Origin of the sequence: Luteibacter sp. RCC_6_2 (genome assembly GCF_041360655.1) — a bacterium.
GTDB lineage: Bacteria > Pseudomonadota > Gammaproteobacteria > Xanthomonadales > Rhodanobacteraceae > Luteibacter.
Genome location: NZ_JBFUPQ010000025.1, coordinates 1 through 19038 on the forward strand (window position 1 = coordinate 1; position 19038 = coordinate 19038).

At 65.7% G+C, this 19038-nt stretch carries 14 protein-coding genes; 7 read left to right on the plus strand and 7 right to left on the minus strand.

Going from position 1 to position 19038, the window contains the following annotated elements; genetic code table 11:
* Positions 1-72: 72 nt before the first annotated feature.
* Positions 73-213 carry a YSIRK-type signal peptide-containing protein gene (locus AB6730_RS18570; protein WP_371025087.1) on the plus strand — a complete coding sequence of 47 codons (141 nt, stop codon included), beginning with the start codon at positions 73-75 and terminating at the stop codon, positions 211-213.
* On the opposite strand, the gene AB6730_RS18575 is transcribed toward AB6730_RS18570, so the two are convergent.
* Genes AB6730_RS18575 through AB6730_RS18605 form a run of 7 tightly spaced genes read right to left on the minus strand, consistent with a single transcriptional unit; the run spans position 153 to position 7806 of the window.
* Positions 153-1277 carry an NAD(P)/FAD-dependent oxidoreductase gene (locus AB6730_RS18575; protein ID WP_371025075.1) on the minus strand — a complete coding sequence of 375 codons (1125 nt, stop codon included), beginning with the start codon at positions 1275-1277 and terminating at the stop codon, positions 153-155. The genes AB6730_RS18570 and AB6730_RS18575 overlap by 61 nt on opposite strands.
* A complete protein-coding gene (locus AB6730_RS18580) occupies positions 1274-2509 on the minus strand; it encodes a dicarboxylate/amino acid:cation symporter (protein WP_371025076.1) in 1236 nt (411 codons plus the stop codon). The genes AB6730_RS18575 and AB6730_RS18580 overlap by 4 nt, the downstream gene beginning before the upstream one ends.
* On the minus strand, positions 2506-3267 hold the full coding sequence (locus AB6730_RS18585) for a L,D-transpeptidase (protein WP_371025077.1): 762 nt from the start codon (positions 3265-3267) through the stop codon (positions 2506-2508). Before AB6730_RS18585 ends, AB6730_RS18580 begins: the two co-directional genes overlap by 4 nt.
* Before the next feature lie 13 nt (positions 3268-3280).
* A complete protein-coding gene (locus AB6730_RS18590; protein WP_371025078.1) occupies positions 3281-4126 on the minus strand; it encodes a MurR/RpiR family transcriptional regulator in 846 nt (281 codons plus the stop codon).
* 11 nt (positions 4127-4137) lie between these two features.
* A complete protein-coding gene (locus tag AB6730_RS18595; protein WP_371025079.1) occupies positions 4138-5229 on the minus strand; it encodes a dipeptide epimerase in 1092 nt (363 codons plus the stop codon).
* A gap of 19 nt (positions 5230-5248) precedes the next feature.
* Entirely contained in the window at positions 5249-6643 is a 1395-nt protein-coding gene (locus tag AB6730_RS18600; RefSeq protein ID WP_371025080.1) for an SH3 domain-containing protein, read from the minus strand.
* Positions 6644-6657: 14 nt separating this feature from the next.
* Positions 6658-7806 (minus strand): DUF819 domain-containing protein, encoded by a 1149-nt coding sequence (locus AB6730_RS18605; RefSeq protein ID WP_371025081.1) that lies wholly within the window; start codon positions 7804-7806, stop codon positions 6658-6660.
* A gap of 178 nt (positions 7807-7984) precedes the next feature.
* Here AB6730_RS18605 and AB6730_RS18610 point away from each other — a divergent pair, with 178 nt between their 5' ends.
* The 6 genes from AB6730_RS18610 to AB6730_RS18635 all read left to right on the plus strand — a co-directional run bounded on the left by AB6730_RS18610 (position 7985) and on the right by AB6730_RS18635 (position 18788).
* Positions 7985-9499 (plus strand): transglutaminase-like domain-containing protein, encoded by a 1515-nt coding sequence (locus AB6730_RS18610; protein WP_371025088.1) that lies wholly within the window; start codon positions 7985-7987, stop codon positions 9497-9499.
* Between the two features lie 57 nt (positions 9500-9556).
* Positions 9557-12544, plus strand: coding sequence for a TonB-dependent receptor domain-containing protein (locus tag AB6730_RS18615; RefSeq protein WP_371025082.1), 2988 nt, complete (start codon positions 9557-9559; stop codon positions 12542-12544).
* An 86-nt stretch (positions 12545-12630) separates the two neighbouring features.
* On the plus strand, positions 12631-15273 hold the full coding sequence (locus AB6730_RS18620; protein ID WP_371025083.1) for a membrane dipeptidase: 2643 nt from the start codon (positions 12631-12633) through the stop codon (positions 15271-15273).
* 28 nt (positions 15274-15301) lie between these two features.
* Positions 15302-15934 (plus strand): M15 family metallopeptidase, encoded by a 633-nt coding sequence (locus AB6730_RS18625; RefSeq protein ID WP_371025084.1) that lies wholly within the window; start codon positions 15302-15304, stop codon positions 15932-15934.
* 2 nt (positions 15935-15936) lie between these two features.
* Positions 15937-16974 (plus strand): serine hydrolase domain-containing protein, encoded by a 1038-nt coding sequence (locus AB6730_RS18630; protein WP_371025085.1) that lies wholly within the window; start codon positions 15937-15939, stop codon positions 16972-16974.
* A 197-nt stretch (positions 16975-17171) separates the two neighbouring features.
* Positions 17172-18788 (plus strand): NAD+ synthase, encoded by a 1617-nt coding sequence (locus AB6730_RS18635; RefSeq protein ID WP_371025086.1) that lies wholly within the window; start codon positions 17172-17174, stop codon positions 18786-18788.
* The last annotated feature ends 250 nt before the right edge of the window (positions 18789-19038 follow it).

Sequence of the window (19038 nt, forward strand, 5' to 3'; positions counted from 1 at the left end):
ATCGGCTTGCCGCACTCCGCTCTCACCTCCAAGCCTAGCCCTTCGGAAAGACACAAGCCGACCCTGTCGGCGATGGGTGCTCGCCATGACGATCGCAAGTTTTCTGTGGGAGCCGCTTCAGCGGCGATAGGTGCTCGCCGCATCCAACCAGGTCATCTGCGGAGTCTTTTGGGGCTGAGCATGTCGGCGGTGATGCCTGCTTCCGTGAGGTGATCCGGCATCGGCTTGCCCAGGATCATCGATGCGCAGGCTTCGGCCATGGCGGCACTGGTCTGGATGCCGTAGCCGCCTTGTGCGGCGAGCCAGAAGAATCCCGGCGCGTCCGGTGCGAAGCCGCCGACGAGATCGCCGTCGGCGACGAAGCTGCGCAGGCCGGCCCAGGTGCGGGCGGGGCGGCGGATCGTCATCGTCGTGGCTTCCTCGATGCGATGGATGCCGAGGGCGATGTCGTATTCCTCGGGTTGCACGTCGTGCGGATGGACGGGATCGGCATTCGCCGCCGAGCCCAGCAACAGGCCTGCATCGGGCTTGAAGTAGAAGGTTTCGTCGATGTCGACGACGAAGGGCCAGGCCGATGTTTCGACGCCCTCTGGCGCGGCGAACGTGAAGGCCGACCGGCGGCGCGGTTCTAGGCCGATGGTGCGCACGCCAGCCAGTTCAGCCACGGTGTCGGCCCAGGCACCAGCGGCGTTCACCACCACCGGGGCATGCCAGTGTTCGTTGACGATCCACTCGCCGCCTTCGTGACGGAGGGAGTGGACGCGGGTGTCGAGATGCAGCGTGACACCGCGGGCCTTCGCACCCCGCAAGAAACCTTGGTGCAATTCGTTCACGTCGATGTCGGCGGAATCGGGTTCGAAGAACGCGATCTCCGCGGCTTCGGGACGAAGCACGGGTACCAGCGCCTCGATGGCCTCGCGATCAAGCAGCTTCAGCGACGGCGTATGGCGACGCACGGCTTCGTATTCCCCGCGCACGCGATCCGCTTGCTCCGCGCTGCCCACGACGAGTGCGCCACGCCGATGAAGAAGGGGATGGGCCGCGAATCCTTCGGGCGGATGCGAGAGGAAGGGTCGCGTGGCGCGGCTCAGTGCGCGTACCTGCGGGGACCCATAGCTTTCGCTGAAATGCGCGGCCGAGCGTCCCGTCGTATGGAACCCCGCGAAGGATTCGCGTTCGAGCAACACGACGCGTGCATGTGGCGACAGGAACCACGCCACCGACGCGCCGGCGATGCCGGCACCGATCACGATGACCTCGACAGGCGATTCGTTCATGTCTTGTCCTTCGACGATTGCGCGGCGACGACGCTGGTCGCCGCGAGGTCGGCGGTGACGTTGCCGAGCGTGGCCAGCGTGTCGGGCAAGGTGTCCACGGCGAGCATGATGCCGAGCGGTCCGATGGGAAGGCCCATGGCCTGGGCGACGGGAACGTTCGTCGCGATGAAGGTGACCTGTCCTGGCAAACCGACGGAGCCGAGGCTGATGACCACGGCGAGCGCCGCACCCGCCGCCAATTGCGCCACACCGAGCTCGATACCGAAAGCCCACGCGATGAAGCTCGCCGAGACCACGTATTGCACGGGACTGGTGAGCCGGAACAGCGACACCGCCATGGGCAGGACCAGCGACGTCACCGCCGTGGGATAGCCCAGCCGCCGGTCGGCGCTTTCGATCATCGCCGGCAGCGAGGCGAGCGACGACTGCGTGCTGGCGGCGACGACCTGCGCGGGCGCGATCGCCGAGGCGAAACGTGCGAAGGGCTCGCGTCCCCACACTCGCGCGACGATCAGCATCAGCGCGGTGACGATGAGGTACACGATGCATTCGACCAGCACATAGACGCCCAGCGCACCGAGCATGTGCAAGCCGGCCCTCGCGCACACGGAGAGGATCAGGGCGAACACACCCAGCGGCGCGAGGAGCAGCACCCATCGCACGACCACGATCATGGCGTCGGCGATCGCACGGAAGAATTCGACCGCGAGCGCGCGCCGCTCGGGGGCGATGCGTGTGAGTGCGAAGCCGAGGAACATCGCGAACACCACCAGCGGCAGCATGGCGCTCTCCGCCGCCGCCCTGATCGCGTTGGTCGGAACGATGCCGGCCAGCCAGTCCGACCAGCCGACGGGCGCGCCGGTAGGAAGATGACCGCCGGTGGCACTGAGCGCGGCGGTGAGCGAGCCACTGCGCGGGAACAGCGTGAACAACGCAGGGGCGGCAATGGCCGCCACCGCGGCGCCGAGCGACAGCAGCAACAGGAAGACGACGATCGCGCGCCGGGCGATGCGGCCCGAGGCGGCCGCATCGGTCGCGGTGTTCGCGCCGACCACGACCAGCGAGAGCACGAGCGGCACCACGGTCATCTGCAGCGCGCTCAGCCAGAGCTTGCCGACCGGTTGCACGGCATCGGCCACGTGTTCCGCGGCGGCCGGAGCCCATGTGGCCAGGGCGATGCCGGTCATCGCGCCCAGCGCGAGACCGAGGAGGATGCGTTGGGTGGCTGTCATGGGGCCGGCAGGTTCCAGGCTTCGCGCAGTCGGGCGTATTCGTTCTTCGGCAGCAGCACGAAGACCGGCTTCTTCGCCGGGTCGAGCCAGCCGAGCAGGCGTTCCATCGTCTCGTCGGTCATGGCCGTGCAACCGGCGGTCGGCGATGTGGGCGACTTCCACAGGTGGGCAAAGATGCAGCTGCCTGCGCCCTTGCGTCCATCGGGGTTGTGCTCGATGACGAAGCCGATGCGGTACGCATGGTCGCCGTTGAAGTGCAGGTCGCGGCGCATCGGCTCGGTCGCCCCGGCCACCGCCTTCTCGCCGACCTTTCGCGCATCGACCATCTGGTTGTAGTAGGGCGAGCTGTCGACATCCACGCAATAGTCGGACACGCCGAGGCCGCGATAGGGCAGGGCGGTGGGATTCGTTTCGGCGTAACCGAAGGCCTGGCCGATACGGAACACGCCCGCGGGGCTGCGGCCGTCACCTTCCTTCTTCACCGGTCCATCGCGTTCGGGCGGATTGAGCCCGACGCCCCACGCGCTGCCATGCTTGCCGATGGTCACCTCGGCGGCCGGGCCTTCCTGCTTCCAGCGCGTACCTTCGCGGATGTACGCGCGGAGCGTTCCGTGATCGCTGTCCCACCCGTCGGTGGTCACCACGATCATCTGCCGGGATACCGACCAGGCGGCCGGCGTCTCGAACGCCGTGCTGGATGCGGCGAGGACGAGGGCGGCGAGGCCGAGCAGGCGTGGGAGCGTTCGGGAGAAAGGCATGAGGGTGGTCCGGTCAGGGTTCGAGCATCTGCTGGATGCGATCGAGATTCTGCACGAGGCGGGCATGACGGGCCTCGTCTCCCTCGCACAGATGCACGAACACGGTGTCGAGCAACTGTTGCACGGTGGACTGATAGATCAGCGACTGGACGTAGGACGCATCGTCGTGCGCCGCCACGGCCAGTGCGATATCGGCGAGCGCGCGTACGGGGTTGGAGGTATGCCGCGTGACGGTCACCACGCGTCCGCGCCGCTCGCGGAAATAGCGGGCGATCTTGGCCAGCGCGGGGTGCTTGCCCTGTTCGGAGAACACCATGAGGACGTCGCCCGGTGACGACATCGCCACCTGCGCGGCCATGCGGCTCACGTCGAAGTGGCGGATGGCGACGACACCCAACAGCGACAGGCGCACGGCGAAACCGCGCGCGTGCAGGTCGTCCTCGCCCAGGCCGATGAGGAAGACCTTGCCCGCCGAATCGATCGCGTCGACCACCGCATGCAAGGTCTCGGGGCTGTTGATGTGGCGCGTCGCCTCCTCGGCACGCGCCTTGCGTTGCCAGAGTGCCGCGCCCAGCGGATCGCCACCCGGACGTTCAGCGAACGGAGCGCTCTCGCCGTCACCGTCGTCGGTGCGTCCGATGGCCTCGCCGACGGAGTACTTCAGGTCCGGATAGCCGCGGAAGCCCAGCTTCTGGGTGAACTTCACCACGCTGGACTGGCTGATGCCGAGCGCGTTGGCCAGCTGCTGCGAGGAGTAATCGCGCAGCAACTGGGCGTTCTCGAGGATGAAGTCGGCGATACGCCGCTCCACCGCCGACATGCGGTCGCGTTCGGAACGGATCTTCACCAGCGGTGACATGGCGGCGGCCCTCAGAGTGGCTCGAGGCCGCGGATCTCGCGGATGCCGAGCCCCGGCGCGTCGCTGATGGAGATCTCCGACTCGTTGAAGTTCACCCCTCCGTCCACGGGGTCGTACGCGCACAGCGAGGGGCCGTCCAGGTCCACCTTGGTGATGACGTCGGACTTGGCCACCGCCACGTGCACGGCGGCGGCGACGCTGATGCTGGTCTCCAGCATGCAACCGATCATGCACTCGATGCCGTAGAGGCCGGCGATGTCGGCGATGCGAATGGCGTTGGAGATGCCGCCGGTCTTCATCAGTTTGATGTTGATGATGTCGGCGGCGCGCATGCGGATCAGTTCCATCACCTCGGCGGGACCGAACACGCTCTCGTCGGCCATGATCGGCGTGTGCACGCGCTCGGTGACATAGCGCATGCCTTCCAGGTCGCGCGCCTTCACCGGCTGCTCGACCAGTTCCAGGCGAACGCCGGCGTCTTCCAGCGTATGCAGCGCGTAGACCGCTTCCTTGGCGGTCCAGCCCTGGTTCGCGTCGAGACGGAGCAGGGCGCGGTCCTCCACGGCGGCGTAGATCGCGCGGACACGTTCGATGTCCACGCCGATGTCCTTGCCCACCTTGATCTTCAACGACTCGAAGCCGCGCTCCACCGCGGCGATCGAATCGGCCACCATCTTGTCGATGTAGTCGACGCTGATGGTGATGTCGGTGGTGATGACCGGATCGCCGCCGCCGAGCAGCTTGTACAGCGGTGCGCCATACAGTTGGCCCCAGAGATCGTAGACGGCGATCTCCACGGCGGCCTTGGCGCTCGTGTTCTTCTCCATCGTGCCCTGGATCAGCTTGGTGATCCGGTTGAGGTCCGCGATGTCCTGGCCGATGAGGCGGGGCGCGATGTAATGGCGGATGGCGTCGACGATGGAACCGTGCGTGTCGCCGGTGATGACCGCGGTGGCCGGTGCCTCGCCATAACCCACGTGGCCGTCGTCGGTATGCACCATCACGACGATGTCTTCGACCTTGTCGACCGTGCGCAGCGCCGTCTTGAAGGGGGTCTTCAGCGGCACGCGCAGCATGCCGAAGCGGATGTCGGTGATCTTCATGGAATCTCGCTGGGCAGGATTAGCGGATGCGGACGATGCTGGTCATGCGGTCGACGAAGGTCTTGTCGCCGCTGGCCATCATGGGCAGGAGAGGTGTCACCGAGACCTCGTTGAGCGTGATGTGCCGCAGGCTGCCGTCGGCCTGCTTGTAGCTCATGCCGCCGACGTCGTGGATGACATAGGGTTCGCCGTCGATCTTGCCGATCACCATCATCACGTGGCCGGGGATGTAGACCAGGTCGCCCACCTCCAGCGCCTTCGCGGCCTTCACCCGTGCCTCGTGGCTGTCCTTGTCGGTGTAGACGGTGTGGGCGAGGCCGGGGCTGATGCTCTGGTCGCGCGTATTGCGTGGCATCTGCACGCCCATGCTGCGGTACACGTCCGAGACGAAGCCGCTGCAGTCGCGGCCGTTATAGGCGTGGCCCCAGCCATAGCGTTCGCCGAGGAACTTGAATGCCTGGCGGATGATGTTCGCCCGGGTCAGGGGCAGGTAGTCGGCCGCGGAATCCTGGTTGCGCTGGAGCAGGGCCGGGTGGAACGAGAGCGTCCCATCGGTGCCTCGCACCGGCAGGCTCAGTACCCATGAGGTGTACGGGCTCTGTCCATTCACCGGCTGGTCCGGCGGCACCGAGGTGTCGAGCGGCACGCGCGTACCCATGTCCAGTTGAAGCTCGGAGACGGCGGGCGCTTCCGGCGTGTAGACGGTGAGCGGCTTCGCGCCGGTGATGATCCGGTAAGGCGTGGCATCGGCGTGGGCGAAGACGGTCGCGGCATCGCCGTAGGCCACGTCTTCCGCATGCATCCACGCGGCGTATCGCGGACTGACGACGAACACCCATTGACCGTCCTTGCTCGCATGCACCACCACGAGCGGATCGCCGGGAAACAGCGTGCTTTCCTGGAACCGGTCGATATCGGTGTCGTTGGCATGGCTGAACACGCGCAAGTCGGTCGGGTAGCCACGCAGGGCGCCGCGACGCACGGCCATGCCATAGCGCGGCGTCACCTGCGCGGGAATGCCTGCGATCGCGGCATTGTCCATCACCGCGTCGATCGCGGTGGCGGTCACGGGCTGGCCTTCGACATCGAACAGCGGCTTGCTCGGCCGCGAGGTCAGCTTCTCGATCCAGCCTTTCACCTGTTCCCGTGACAAGGAGGCCGGCAGATGGCGGATGTCGTGCATCGACGGGTCCAGCCGCGCCACCCGCTCGTTGATCGCGACGATGGCGGCGGTATCGAGCACGGGCTTGTCCGCATCCGGAAGCCGCGCTACCCAGTACTCCGGCGAAAGCTGTGTGTCGGTGACGCCGAGGATGCCCGACGGCGGTACCGGCATGTCGCGCGGGGCCGCATACGCGCCACCCACGGTCAACGCGAGCAGGGTGGCGAGCAAGGTGGGGCGAAGCAGGTTCATAACGAGATCCTTGGTCAGGAAGCCAGCGCCGAGAGCACCGCGGCGACGACGAGACCGAAGCCAGTGCCGAGGATATAACCGAGCAGGGCGAGCAGGACGCCCACCGGCACCAGCGAACGCGAATACGTAGCCGCCAGTACCGGCGTCGCCGCCACGCCGCCGATATGGGCCAGCGAGGAAATGCCGCAGAGATACAGGTCGAAGTGGAAGATGCGCGCGGCCAGGCTGAGAAGTACCGCATGCACGGCGATCACCGTGATGCCCGCCAGCAGGTACAGCGGCGCCGCGGCGATGCCGGCGAAGCTGCTCTGCGAGGCGAGCACGGCCACGACCGAGATCAGCATCGCGCTCGAAACCGCCTGTGCACCGGGCAGGCGGGCGAGTGGCGTATGCGCGGCGACCAGGCCGGCCACGGTCGCGATCAGGATCGTCCATGTCGTCGGCGACACCATGCTGCCTACCGGCAGCCTCGTGCCGAGCACGGCGGACACGACCGAGACGAGGAGGGCGAGGCCCAGCCAGAGCAAGACGCTGTCGGACGTGGCGGGCACACGCACCGCTGTTTCCGCCACGGTCAGGCTCGCGCTCGATGGCGCCCGCGTCCAGCGATTGAAGGCGGGTGCCAATCGGGCCACCGCGAACAGCACCACCACCCACATCGAATAGCACAAGGCGTCGGTGAGCAGGGTGGTCGCCAGCGAGGTATCCGACATGCCGATGGCCTGCTTCACCGCGATCATGTTCGCCGTGCCACCCATCCAGCTGCCGGACAACGAAGCGAGCGGCATCCATCCCGTGCCGGGCATCCAGTGCCGGTAGATCAGGAAGGTGAGCACGAAGGCGATGAACAGGCTGATCGAGGTGCAGACGAAGACGCCGAGCACGCGCGGCCCCAGCGCGAGGATCGCGCGAAGGTCGCAGTTGATCATCAGCAGGAAGAGCAGGGCCGGCACCAGTCGGGCCACGAGCATGTTCTGCGCCGCGTGGATCTCCGGCGAGGCGGTCCAGAAACCGGCGACGGACAAGGCCGTCACGGTGAGGTAGGTGAGGACGATGGGCGGAAGGATATCGAATACCTTCCAGCCGAAACGCCGTTCGATCGCGGGCCAGAAGCCGGCGGCGAGCAGCATCACGGCCAGGTAAGGCCAAACCGACTGGATCACGCGTCCCCTCCCCGGGTGGTGTCGCGACGGTCGTCAGGAATATCTATTCCTAACGAAGTAGCCTGAAGCATAAATTATTGACCGCGCTTTGCAAGCATGTTACACAGCCCTGACGCACGTCCACCCACCACGGTTGCATCGGGGATACCGAACGGTGAAAGCGGCCCTACGAAACGCGATGATTCGCCCGGCGCTGGCGGCGTGCCTGCTCGCCACGCTGAGCCCCACTCCCGTGGGAGCCGCCCCTCTCGGCGATGCCTCTCCAAGCCAGGTGGGAGCCGACCCTGTCGGCGATGCCCCCTCAAGGCAGATAGACGCCGGCCACTTCAAAACCGCCGAAGCCCTCATAACCAAGGCTCTGACCCAACCCGACCTCACCCCCACCCAACGCGACACCCTGCTGTTCCAGCGCGAACGCATGCGCCGCATCCTGCTCGACTTCACCCTCGACGCCGACGCGGTGAAGACCCGCCTGCGCAAGCAGATCCCCGATCTCACCGACGCCGAATTCGCGAAGTGGGACACCGCCGGCCTGCTCGAAAAACAGGTGATCGACGGCCGCACGTTGTACTTCAAGCGTTCGCCGGGAAACCTGTTCCGGATCAGCGCCGAGGCACGTGCGCGACGCAAGGAACAGACCCCCTTCGACGACGGCCCGAACGAAATCCTCAACGACCACCACCGCGCCGTGCGCGCGGCCGCGCTGGCCGGTCACGTCAGCAACGTGTTGCCGCGCCGCGAGAGCGTCACCCAGGTGCTCACGGTGAAAGCCGACGCGGTACCCGCGGGCGAAACGATCCGCGCCTGGATTCCCTATCCGCGCGCCATCGCGGGGCAGCAGGAAGATATCCGCCTTACCGGCAGCGAACCGGCCAAGGCCGACGTCGCTCCCGAGTGGAGCCTGCAGCGCACGGCTTACCTCGAAAAGAAGGCCGAAGCGGGCAAGCCCACGGAATTCTCGATCACCTACGAGGTGACCCTCTACGCGCGCTACGTCGACATCGATCCGGCGAAGGTGACGCGGACGCCGATCACGCCGGCGCTGGCGCCCTATGTCGCCGAGCGCGCGCCGCACATCGTCTTCACCGACGCCATGCGCGCGTACTCGAAGCGCGTGGTCGGCGACGAGACCAATCCCTACCGTATCGCGCAGAAGCTGTTCGCCGCCGTGGATACGATTCCCTGGGCGGGCGCGAGGGAATACTCCACGATCTCGAATATAGGCGACTACACGCTGCATGCCGGGCACGGCGATTGCGGCGAGCAGACCCTGCTGCTGATGACCCTGCTGCGCCTCAATGGCATTCCGGCGCGCTGGCAATCGGGCTGGATCTTCTCGGATGGCAAGTACAACAACATCCACGACTGGGGACAGGTGTACCTGGCCCCGTACGGATGGGTACCGATGGACGTGACCTTCGGCCGCCTGCTGGCCGGAGCGGACGCGAAGCCGGGCGACGACGCGCTCGAGTGGTTCTACCTCGGCGGCCTGGATGCCTATCGCATCGCTTTCAACGACGACTATGCGCAACCGTTCACGCCGCCGAAGACCTTCTTCCGTTCGGAGACGGTCGACTCGCAGCGCGGCGAAGTCGAGTGGAAGGGCGGCAACATGTATTTCGACCAGTGGGATTACGACTTCCGGTGGCACCGTGTCGATACACCGCGCGGGGGCGGTGGCACGGCGCCCTGACCGGGTAACGCACGACAACCCGAAACATCATCTTATGGGAGTGGGGAGATGGGGGACATGAAGACGAACCGGCGCACGTTGCGCCACGGTGCCTTGTGCATGGCGATCGGCCTGGGCCTCGCCGTGTCCGGCAGCGCCTCCGCCGCGAATACCGACGGCACGATCGTCGGCCGCACCAAGGCGGGCGCGACCGTTACCGCCCGCGACCCGGCCACCGGGCTGACACGTACGGTAACCGCCGACGACGCGGGCAATTTTCGCCTGCCGTACCTGCCGGTCGGCCATTACCAAGTGGACAGCAGCAAGGACGGCAAGCCGGTGGCGACCACCGCCGAGGTGACGGTGAGCCTCGGCAACGCCACCACGGTGAACCTCGTGGAACGCGGCGCGACGGGTACCACCGAACTCGAAGGCGTGCAGGTGAGCGCGCCGGTCGTCATCTCCGCCGTGGACGTCAGTTCGACCGAAACGGCGACGAACATCAGCCGCGAGGAAATCCGCCGCCTGCCCGTGGACCAGAACGTGCAGTCGGTGGCCTTGCTGGCGCCCGGCGTGAACAAGGGCAACGCCGGCTTCGGCGGCATCTCGTTTGGCGGTTCGTCCGTGGCCGAGAACTCGTTCTACGTGAATGGCCTCAATGTCACCGATTTCTACAACCGCAACGGTTTCTCCGAGGCGCCGTTCGCGTTCTACCAGGAATTCCAGGTCAAGACCGGCGGCTATTCCGTCGAGTTCGGCCGCACCACCGGCGGCGTCGTGAACGCCGTGACCCGTTCGGGCACGAACGAATTCAAGGCCGGCGCGGAGATGACCTTCGAGCCCAGTGACTGGCAGGCCACCACGAAGAACCGCTACTGGAACGGCGAGCGCTACATCACCTCGTCCGAAGACCACTACTCGCGTACCAAGATGAACGTGTACGCGTCCGGCCCGATCGTGAAGGACAAGCTGTTCTTCTTCGCGATGTACGAGGCGCGGGGATATACGCCGCAGAACACCGATAACCAGGGCACCGTACTCACCCAGAACGATACCGACTCCGGCTTCTGGGGCGCCAAGATCGACTGGCACATCAACGACAAGAACCTGTTCGAGTTCATGGCGTTCTCCGATAAGGACACGAACGAGGGTTCGGTATACGCCTACGACTATCCGACGCACACCAAAGGTACGCGCAGCGACCTCATCACCAGCGATACGGGTGGCAAGAACTGGAACGGCACCTTCACCAGCTATCTGGTCGACGACCTTTCGATGAAGCTGATGTACGGTCGAAACGAGCGTGAAAGCTATACCCACGGCCTGGCCGACGCCGATTGCAACCCGGTGTCCATCGATGACAACGCAGATGCACCAGGCGTACCGCTGGGATGCAGCACGAGCACGACGGTGGAGAAGCGCAACGATACGCGCAAACAGGGCCGTGCTGATTTCGAGTGGACGCTGGGAGACCACCTCGCCCGCTTCGGCTATGACCACGAAGTCGATACGTCGGATTACGACAGGCATTACCCGGGTCCGGGCGAGTACAACTACCGCATCGTCCACGCTACTCCGGGCTCGACCATCGAGAGCGACAACGTCATGCCACTGGGCTATGACATGTACGTGCGGCAACGCCGTTACAACATCTCCGGAACGTTCGAGACGACGAACAACGCCTTCTACGTCGAGGACAACTGGAACATCACACAGAATTTCCTGCTCAACGTCGGCCTGCGCCGCGATGCCTTCGACAACAAGACTGGCGAGGGCAAGAGCTATATCAAGATGGACAACATGATCGCGCCGCGACTCGGATTCTCCTGGGACCTGAAAGGAGACGGCACGATGAAGGTGTTCGGCAACCTCGGCCGCTACTACCTGCCCGTGGCCAACGTGATCAACATCAAGCAGGCCGGCGGCCTGCTGGACGAGCGCACGTTCTACACCTTCAACGGCTATCAGATCATCGACCGGAACGGATCGCAGTACGCCATGCCGATCCTCGGCCAGCAGTTCGGCACGGTGGACACCTCGCAAGGCAACGGCACCGTGGGCGACCTGCGTTCCGAGGTCGACAAGAACATGGATTCGGTCTACCAGGACGAGGCCATCCTCGGCTTCCAACAGGCAATCGACGACAAATGGTCCTGGGGCGTCAGCGGTACCTACCGCCGTCTGCACAATGCGATCGACGACATGGAGATCAGCGCGACGCCGCAGTGCGGCGGCGATGGATACATCGGTTACGTGATGGGCAATCCGGGGCGCAAGCTCACGGTATACGGTGACACCAACTGCGACGGTACGCCTGATGGCTACATCAACATCGACACCTCGAAGGAGGGTTGGGCGTTGTACGACGCCTCGGGCAATTACCTAGGCCAGCGTGGCTGGAAGAAGCCGCGCCGCACCTTCGGTTCCCTGGAGTTCCAGCTGGACCGCGCATGGGACGAGAAGTGGATGTTCAACGCCTCGTACGTGTTGTCATGGAGTCGCGGCAACGCCGAGGGCCCTGTGAACTCGGATACGAACTTCGACGATACCGGCCGGACCGAGAACTTCGACGATCCCTGGGTGAACCTCTCGGGTGGCTACCTGCCGAACGATCACCGGCACCAGTTCAAGTTTCGCGGCACCTACGCGCTCAGCAAGCAGTGGCAGATCGGCGCGGACCTCACGGCGCTTTCCGGCAGCCCGATCACCGGCTATGGCGTCGGCAATCCGTACGACAAGACCTCCTACCACAGCTATTTCATCTGCGTGGAAAACTGCGCCGACCCGGTCTCCGAAAACCGCATCTACGAGCGTTCCCCGCGAGGGGCGAAGCGCACGCCGTGGACCTTCAACCTCAATGCCAGCATCACCTACCTCCTGCCCATCGACGAGAAGAACAACCTGCGCGTGAAGTTCGCGGTGTATAACCTGCTCAACCAGCAACGGACGCTCGGCGTCGACCAGGACCTTCAGACGTCGATCGGCAGTTTCAGCGATACCTATCTGCAACCGACCCGTTTCCAGTCGCCCCGCTTCGGCCAGCTGACCGTGTCGATCGACTTCTAGGCCCAGGGCAGGAAACAGGAGGCATCGGAATGCAGGGTGGGACCCCGGCTTCCACTGGTGTACTGGTGTCATCAAAGGAGGCACGAATGAAGCGAATCCTTGGCCTGGCCTTGTTGTCCTGCGCGGCCGCGCAGGCGCAGGACCATCCGCTTACCGTGGACACGCACGTCGACATTCCCTTGTCGTACATGCACGACCCGAAGTTCGACGTCGGCAAGGACGGGCCGCTCAAGGTGGACCTGCCGAAGATGCGCCGTGGCGGCCTCGATGCGGCGTTCTTCGTGATTTATGTGGAGCAGGGGCCGTCGACCCCGGCCGGGTACGCGAAGGCGGTGGCGCAGGCGGCGCGCAAGTACGACGCCATCGACCTGATGCTGAAGCGATATCCCGAATGGGTCCGGGCGGCGCGCACGCCCGCCGACGTCCGTGCGAACAAGGCCGCTGGGCGGTTGTCGGCCATGATCGGCATCGAGAACGGCTATTCGCTCGGACACGACCTGAAGCGCCTGGACGCGGCCTATGCACGGGGTGCGCGTTACATCGGGCTGGCGCATGTCGGCAACAACGATCTCTGTGGCAGCTCGCTACCCCGTAAGGAACTCGGCGACGAGGTGGACAGCAATCTCGGCCTCACCGATTTCGGCCGGAAAGTGGTGGAGAGGGCCAATGCGCTGGGGATGATAGTGGACGTGTCGCATGCTTCTGACGCCTGCGTCCGCGACGTCCTCGCGCTGTCGAAGGCGCCGATCATCGCGTCGCATTCGTCGTCCCGGGCGATCACCGACCATCCTCGCAACCTTCCGGATGACCTCCTGCAGGCTATCGCCGCGAAGGATGGCGTCGTCCAGGCCGTGGCATACAAGGAGTTCCTGAAAAAGGACCCGGAACGCGCGGCCGCCGAGAAGGCCTTGCAGACGCGGGTGGCGCGCGAGGCGGGCGACAAGGAGTACGACAGCGAGAAGCACGACTACTTGCCGTCGTACATCGAGGGCATGAAGGCGATCCAGCGCGAACATCCACTGGCCACGCTGGACGATTTCATGGACCACATCCAGCACATGGTGAAAGTGGCGGGCATCGACCACGTGGGCATCGCCTCGGACTTCGACGGTGGCGGCGAGATCACCGGGTGGATGGACGCCTCGGAGACACGCAACGTGACCGCCGCGCTGAAGCGGCGCGGCTTCTCCGACCAGGACATCGCGAAGCTCTGGGGCGGCAACCTGCTGCGCGTATGGGCGGCCGATGAAGCCGCTTCCGCCGCATCGCTCGATGCCCTCGTCGACGAGGCGGTGTCGCGCTATCGGATTCCCGGCATCGCGGTCGGGGTGATCCAGGATGGCAAGGTGGCCTATACGCGGACGGCCGGCGAACTCGTCGCCGGTTCGGGCCACAAGGTGGACGGGCGGACCCTGTTCAAGATCGCCTCGAACAGCAAGGCCATGACCACGGCGCTGCTGGCGCGCCTGGTCGCGGCGGGTAAGCTGCATTGGGACGATCCGGTGACGAAGTACCTGCCGGACTTCCGCATGAACGATCCATGGGTGACCCGCGAAATCCGGGTGCGCGACCTGGTGATCCACAACAGCGGCCTGCGCGAAGGCGCGGGTGACCTGATGCTCTGGCCGGAACCGAACGACTTCACGCGCAAGGACATCCTGGCCGGCCTCGCTTACCTGAAACCGGAACACAGCTTCCGTTCGCGCTACGCCTACGACAACCTTCTGTACGTCGTGGCGGGCGAGGTGGCCGCGGCGGCCGGCGGCGCTTCGTACGAGACGCTTTTGCACCGCGAGGTCTTCGAGCCGCTGGGACTCTCCCGCTGTCAGGTCGGCCGCTGGTCGCGCGACGGCGTGGGGAACGTCGCCCAACCGCACCGGCAAGGGGAGCACGGTAACGAAGTGGTGAACGGCGACCCGGCAACGGTTCCCGCGATCACCTCCGCCGCCGCGGGCGGCGTGCGCTGCGACCTCGACGACATGCTCCACTGGGCCGGAAACTGGCTGGTGCCCGATGCGACGCAACTGGCATGGCTCGACGCCGCGCATCGCGAGCCCCTTTGGTCGATCCAGAATCCGATGCCCGTGGGCAAGCGCAGGAAAGCCTGGAACGACACGCATCTCTATGGTTACGGCTATGGCTGGCGGCTGGCCGACGTGGACGGACAATGGAGCGTTTCGCACACGGGCACGCTGTCCGGCATGTATTCGACGGTGAGCTTGTTGCCCGAGCGGCGCAGCGGCTTCGTGATCCTGATGAACGGAGGGAGCGAGGACGCCCGCGATGCGCTTGCAGCGGCCCTGCTGAAGCGGTTCACGGCCCCGGGCGAAACACATACGGTAGGCGAATACGCCGATCGCATCGCCGCCGAGTCGTCCGCCCCGGGCGCCTCGCGTGCACCGGATACGTCGTCGCGCGTGGTCGCTTCCGCCAGCGAGGCGAGCGGCTTGCTCGGCGTCTGGCGCGACCCGTGGTTCGGTGAAGTCAGCATCTGTCCCGGCAAGGAAGGCGTACGCTTCGCCGCGGCCCGCTCCCCGGTCATGACGGGTATGCTCGAACGCGTGGGTACGCGTTACCTCGTGCAGTGGACCAGCCCGCGGATGGACGCGGAGCCGTGGCTGGATCTTTCCACGCCGGACCAGCTGCGCCTTACCAAGGTCGATCCCGATGCCGATTTCAGCAACGATTATGAAGACCTGGCTTTCACTCGCGTGCGGGCTTGTCCTTAGCGCACAGGCCACCGAGGCACCTCCGCGCGTGTCCCCGGCGCGCACGCCGCACGAGGCGGGACTCACCGATGTTCGCTCGCTGGTGCCCGATATCGCCGAGGATATCCATTACGCCGGAAGCGACAACTTCACCGGCGCGCCGGTGGATGGTTATCGGTCGGCGAAGTGCTTCCTGCGCACGGTGGCCGCCGAGGCGCTGGCGCGTGTGGAGATGCATCTGCGCGGCGAGGGGCTGCGCCTGCGTATATGGGACTGCTATCGGCCGGCCCGTGCCGTCGCGGCCTTCGTGCGCTGGGCGGGAGATCCGGGCGACATACGGACGAAGACCACGCACTACCCGAACCTCGGCAAGGACAAGCTGTTGGGTGAATACATCGCGCCTGTTTCCGGGCATAGCCGCGGTGCCACCGTCGACCTCACCCTGATGCGGTGCGAAGGGACGCGATGCGCGCCGCTGGACATGGGTACGGACTTCGACTTCTTCGATCCGCGCGCGCACACCGACTATCCGGACCTCACCGCCGCGCAGCGTGCGAACCGCCAGCGACTGGTGCGTGCGATGGCGGCGGAAGGTTTCGTCAATTACCCGCAGGAGTGGTGGCATTACTCGCTGCCTTCCGCCGCGTCCGCCGATACGATCTACGACGTTCCCGTGGAGTGACCATGCGCCTCGCCGTATCGCTGGCCCTTTGTGTCTTCCTCGCAGGATGTGCCGCATCGCCCTCGCGTGATGCGGCGCTGGACGTATTGATGAAGCGTTACGACGGCGACGGCCCGGGTGCCTCACTGTTGGTGGTACGCGACGGCGTGCCCATCGTCCGGCGGGGCTATGGATTCGCCGACCTGGAACACCACGTGGCCGCCTCGCCGCAAACCAACTATCGCCTCGCCTCGGTGAGCAAGCAGTTCACCGCGACGGCAATCCTCCTGTTGGCGCAAGACGGCAGGCTTTCGCTGGACGACCGCGCCCGTCGCTGGCTGCCCGCGTTGCCCGCCGCGGCGGACGCGATCACCGTTCGCCAGTTGCTGAGCCACCAGGGTGGGTTGATCGACTACGAGGACATCATGCCCGCCGACACGCGGGTACCGTTGCGCGACAGGGACGTACTCGACCTGCTCGCCAGGACCGACCATCTCTATTTCACTCCCGGCACGTCGTACCGCTACAGCAACGGGGGCTATGCGATGCTCGCGCTGATCGTGGAGAAGGCCTCGGGCAAACCGTTCCGGGATTTCCTGCGCGAGCGCATCTTCATCCCATTGGGCATGACCAACACCCTGGCCTATGTGCGGGAAGGGCCGCCCGTGCCGTACCGCGCGTTCGGATACAGCGAGGAAGCTGGACGTTGGGTGCGTACCGACCAGAGCATGACGAGTTCGGTGCTGGGAGACGGCGGGATCTATTCCTCGATCGACGACCTGGCACGTTGGGACGCCGCGCTCTACGACGACCGGCTCTTGAGCGACGCTTCGCGCAAGGCCGCCTTCACGCCCTGGACGCCCACCGACGATCCCACGGTGCGATACGGCTACGGCTGGCGGATCACCGGCGAAACGCTCTGGCACTCGGGCGAGACCATCGGCTTCCGCAACGTGATCGTGCGATACCCGAAACGTCACCTCACCGTGATCCTGCTGACCAACCGCAACGATCCCGAGCCCTACAAAACCGCCCTGCAAATCGCCAACCTCTACCTGTAGCCTCGCGGCACAGGTCCGATAGCAGCCGGAATGACTCGGGGCCTGGAATGACCCGCAGCAAGGGATGACCCGGGATAGCAGCCTGGAATGACCTCCGGTGGGAGCCGACCTTGTCGGCGATCCCGCGGCAGCGGGCCAGCCACCCTCACCCCCATGTCTTATCATAGGCAGTCCCCCCGCGACCGCACGGATTCCCCATGTCCACGTTCCGCTTCGCCCTGGCCCAGTACGACTTCCCGGTAGGCGCCACCGCCAAGAATGCCCAGCGCGTGAAGGCACTGGCCGAGGAAGCGCGGGATCGGCTCGGCGCCTCGCTGGTCGCCTTCCCCGAATTGACGCTCTCCGGCTATCCGCCCGAAGACCTGCTCCAGCGTCCGAGCTTCCTCGAAGCCTGTGGACGCGAACTCGCGGCGCTCGCTCCGGAGATCCGCGGCATATCGGCCATCGTGGGCCATCCCGAAACACGCGGTGAAGTCTTCAACGCGGCCTCGCTGATCCGCGAAGGCAAGGTCGAGTGGACTTATCAGAAGCAAGCCCTGCCCAACTACACCGTCTTCGACGAGAAGCGCTATTTCCAGCATGGCCAGGCCACGCGGGTTTTCGTGATCGAGGGCGTGCGCGTGGGCATGCTCATCTGCGAGGACATCTGGGAGGCCGAACCGGCGGCCCATGCCGCGCAGGCGGGGGCGGAACTGATCCTGGTGATCAACGCCTCGCCTTACGACCACCGCCAGGCGGCCACGCGCGAGGAATTGCTGCGCGAGCGGGCCACGGAAAACGGGGTCCCCATCGCCTACGTGAACCTGGTCGGTGGCCAGGACGACCTGTTGTTCGACGGCCATTCCTTGCTCGTGCAGTCGGACGGCGAAGTGGTTGCCCGCGCGCCGTCGTTCGAGGAAATGCTGCTCACGGTGGAATACGACACCGAGACGAAACGCCTCGCGGCGATCGACTGGCCGGCGCAGGACACGCGCTCGCCGGAAGCGATCATGTACGCGGGCCTCGTGCGCGGCGTGCGCGACTACATCGGCAAGAATGGTTTTTCGGGCGTGCTGCTGGGTCTTTCCGGCGGTATCGATTCGGCACTCACGCTGGCGCTCGCCGTCGATGCGCTCGGTAAGGACAAGGTCACGGCCGTGATGATGCCGACGGTGTACACGTCGGATCTTTCGCTGCGCGAGGCGAAGGCGCAGGCGGAGCACCTGGGGGTCGAGTACCACGTGTTGCCGATCGAGGGGATCTACGAAGCCTTCACCAGCACGTTGGCGCCGGTGTTCGAAGGGCGCGGGCCCGACATCACCGAGGAAAACCTGCAATCGCGTGCGCGCGGCGTGTTGCTGATGGCGATGTCGAACAAAACCGGCAAGTTGTTGCTGTCCACGGGCAACAAGAGCGAGATGGCGGTCGGCTACGCCACCCTCTATGGCGACATGTGCGGCGCCTATGCGCCACTCAAGGATGTCTACAAGACCACCGTCTACAGCCTTTCGCGCTGGCGTGCGGCCATCGACGGCGCGATCCCGATGGCGGTCATCGACCGTCCGCCTTCGGCCGAACTGCGCCACGAGCAGACCGACCAGGACTCCCTGCCGCCTTACGACGAGCTCGACGCCATCCTCGAGCACTTCATCGAAGGAGAGGCCTCGGCGGAAGACATCATCGCCGCCGGCCACGACGATGCGACGGTACGCCGGGTGATCCGCATGGTCTTCATCAACGAGTTCAAGCGCCGCCAGGCGGCACCGGGCCCCCGCGTGACCACGAAGGCCTTCGGCCGCGAACGCCGCTACCCGATCACCTCCGGCTGGCGCTGACTCCCACCGCAACAAAAAACTTCTTGGCGAAGGTGGGGATGATGCGATGCGTTCTGGCTCGGCTTCGCCCTCGCATTCGTTGTGCGGCGTGGCGGCGGAGCTGCCGGGCGCCACCCTCGGCGCGACAGGCGGCGCCGTCCCTTGGGAAGGGGTGCCGCTGCGCGGCCGTGTTCGATGGCTGGCGCCCCTTCGGGCTCGGACGGTCGGGCGGGGGTTTCCGATTCGCCCTCCTGGCTCAGCGGAAACGATC

Coding starts and splice junctions, on each gene's coding strand:
- AB6730_RS18595 (WP_371025079.1), bottom strand. CDS start 5,229: ATGAAGATCACCGACATCCGCTTCGGCATGCTGCGCGTGCCGCTGAAG.
- AB6730_RS18590 (WP_371025078.1), bottom strand. CDS start 4,126: ATGTCACCGCTGGTGAAGATCCGTTCCGAACGCGACCGCATGTCGGCG.
- AB6730_RS18580 (WP_371025076.1), bottom strand. CDS start 2,509: ATGACAGCCACCCAACGCATCCTCCTCGGTCTCGCGCTGGGCGCGATG.
- AB6730_RS18575 (WP_371025075.1), bottom strand. CDS start 1,277: ATGAACGAATCGCCTGTCGAGGTCATCGTGATCGGTGCCGGCATCGCC.
- AB6730_RS18600 (WP_371025080.1), bottom strand. CDS start 6,643: ATGAACCTGCTTCGCCCCACCTTGCTCGCCACCCTGCTCGCGTTGACC.
- AB6730_RS18630 (WP_371025085.1), top strand. CDS start 15,937: ATGCGCCTCGCCGTATCGCTGGCCCTTTGTGTCTTCCTCGCAGGATGT.
- AB6730_RS18635 (WP_371025086.1), top strand. CDS start 17,172: ATGTCCACGTTCCGCTTCGCCCTGGCCCAGTACGACTTCCCGGTAGGC.
- AB6730_RS18610 (WP_371025088.1), top strand. CDS start 7,985: ATGATTCGCCCGGCGCTGGCGGCGTGCCTGCTCGCCACGCTGAGCCCC.
- AB6730_RS18615 (WP_371025082.1), top strand. CDS start 9,557: ATGAAGACGAACCGGCGCACGTTGCGCCACGGTGCCTTGTGCATGGCG.
- AB6730_RS18620 (WP_371025083.1), top strand. CDS start 12,631: ATGAAGCGAATCCTTGGCCTGGCCTTGTTGTCCTGCGCGGCCGCGCAG.
- AB6730_RS18585 (WP_371025077.1), bottom strand. CDS start 3,267: ATGCCTTTCTCCCGAACGCTCCCACGCCTGCTCGGCCTCGCCGCCCTC.
- AB6730_RS18570 (WP_371025087.1), top strand. CDS start 73: ATGGGTGCTCGCCATGACGATCGCAAGTTTTCTGTGGGAGCCGCTTCA.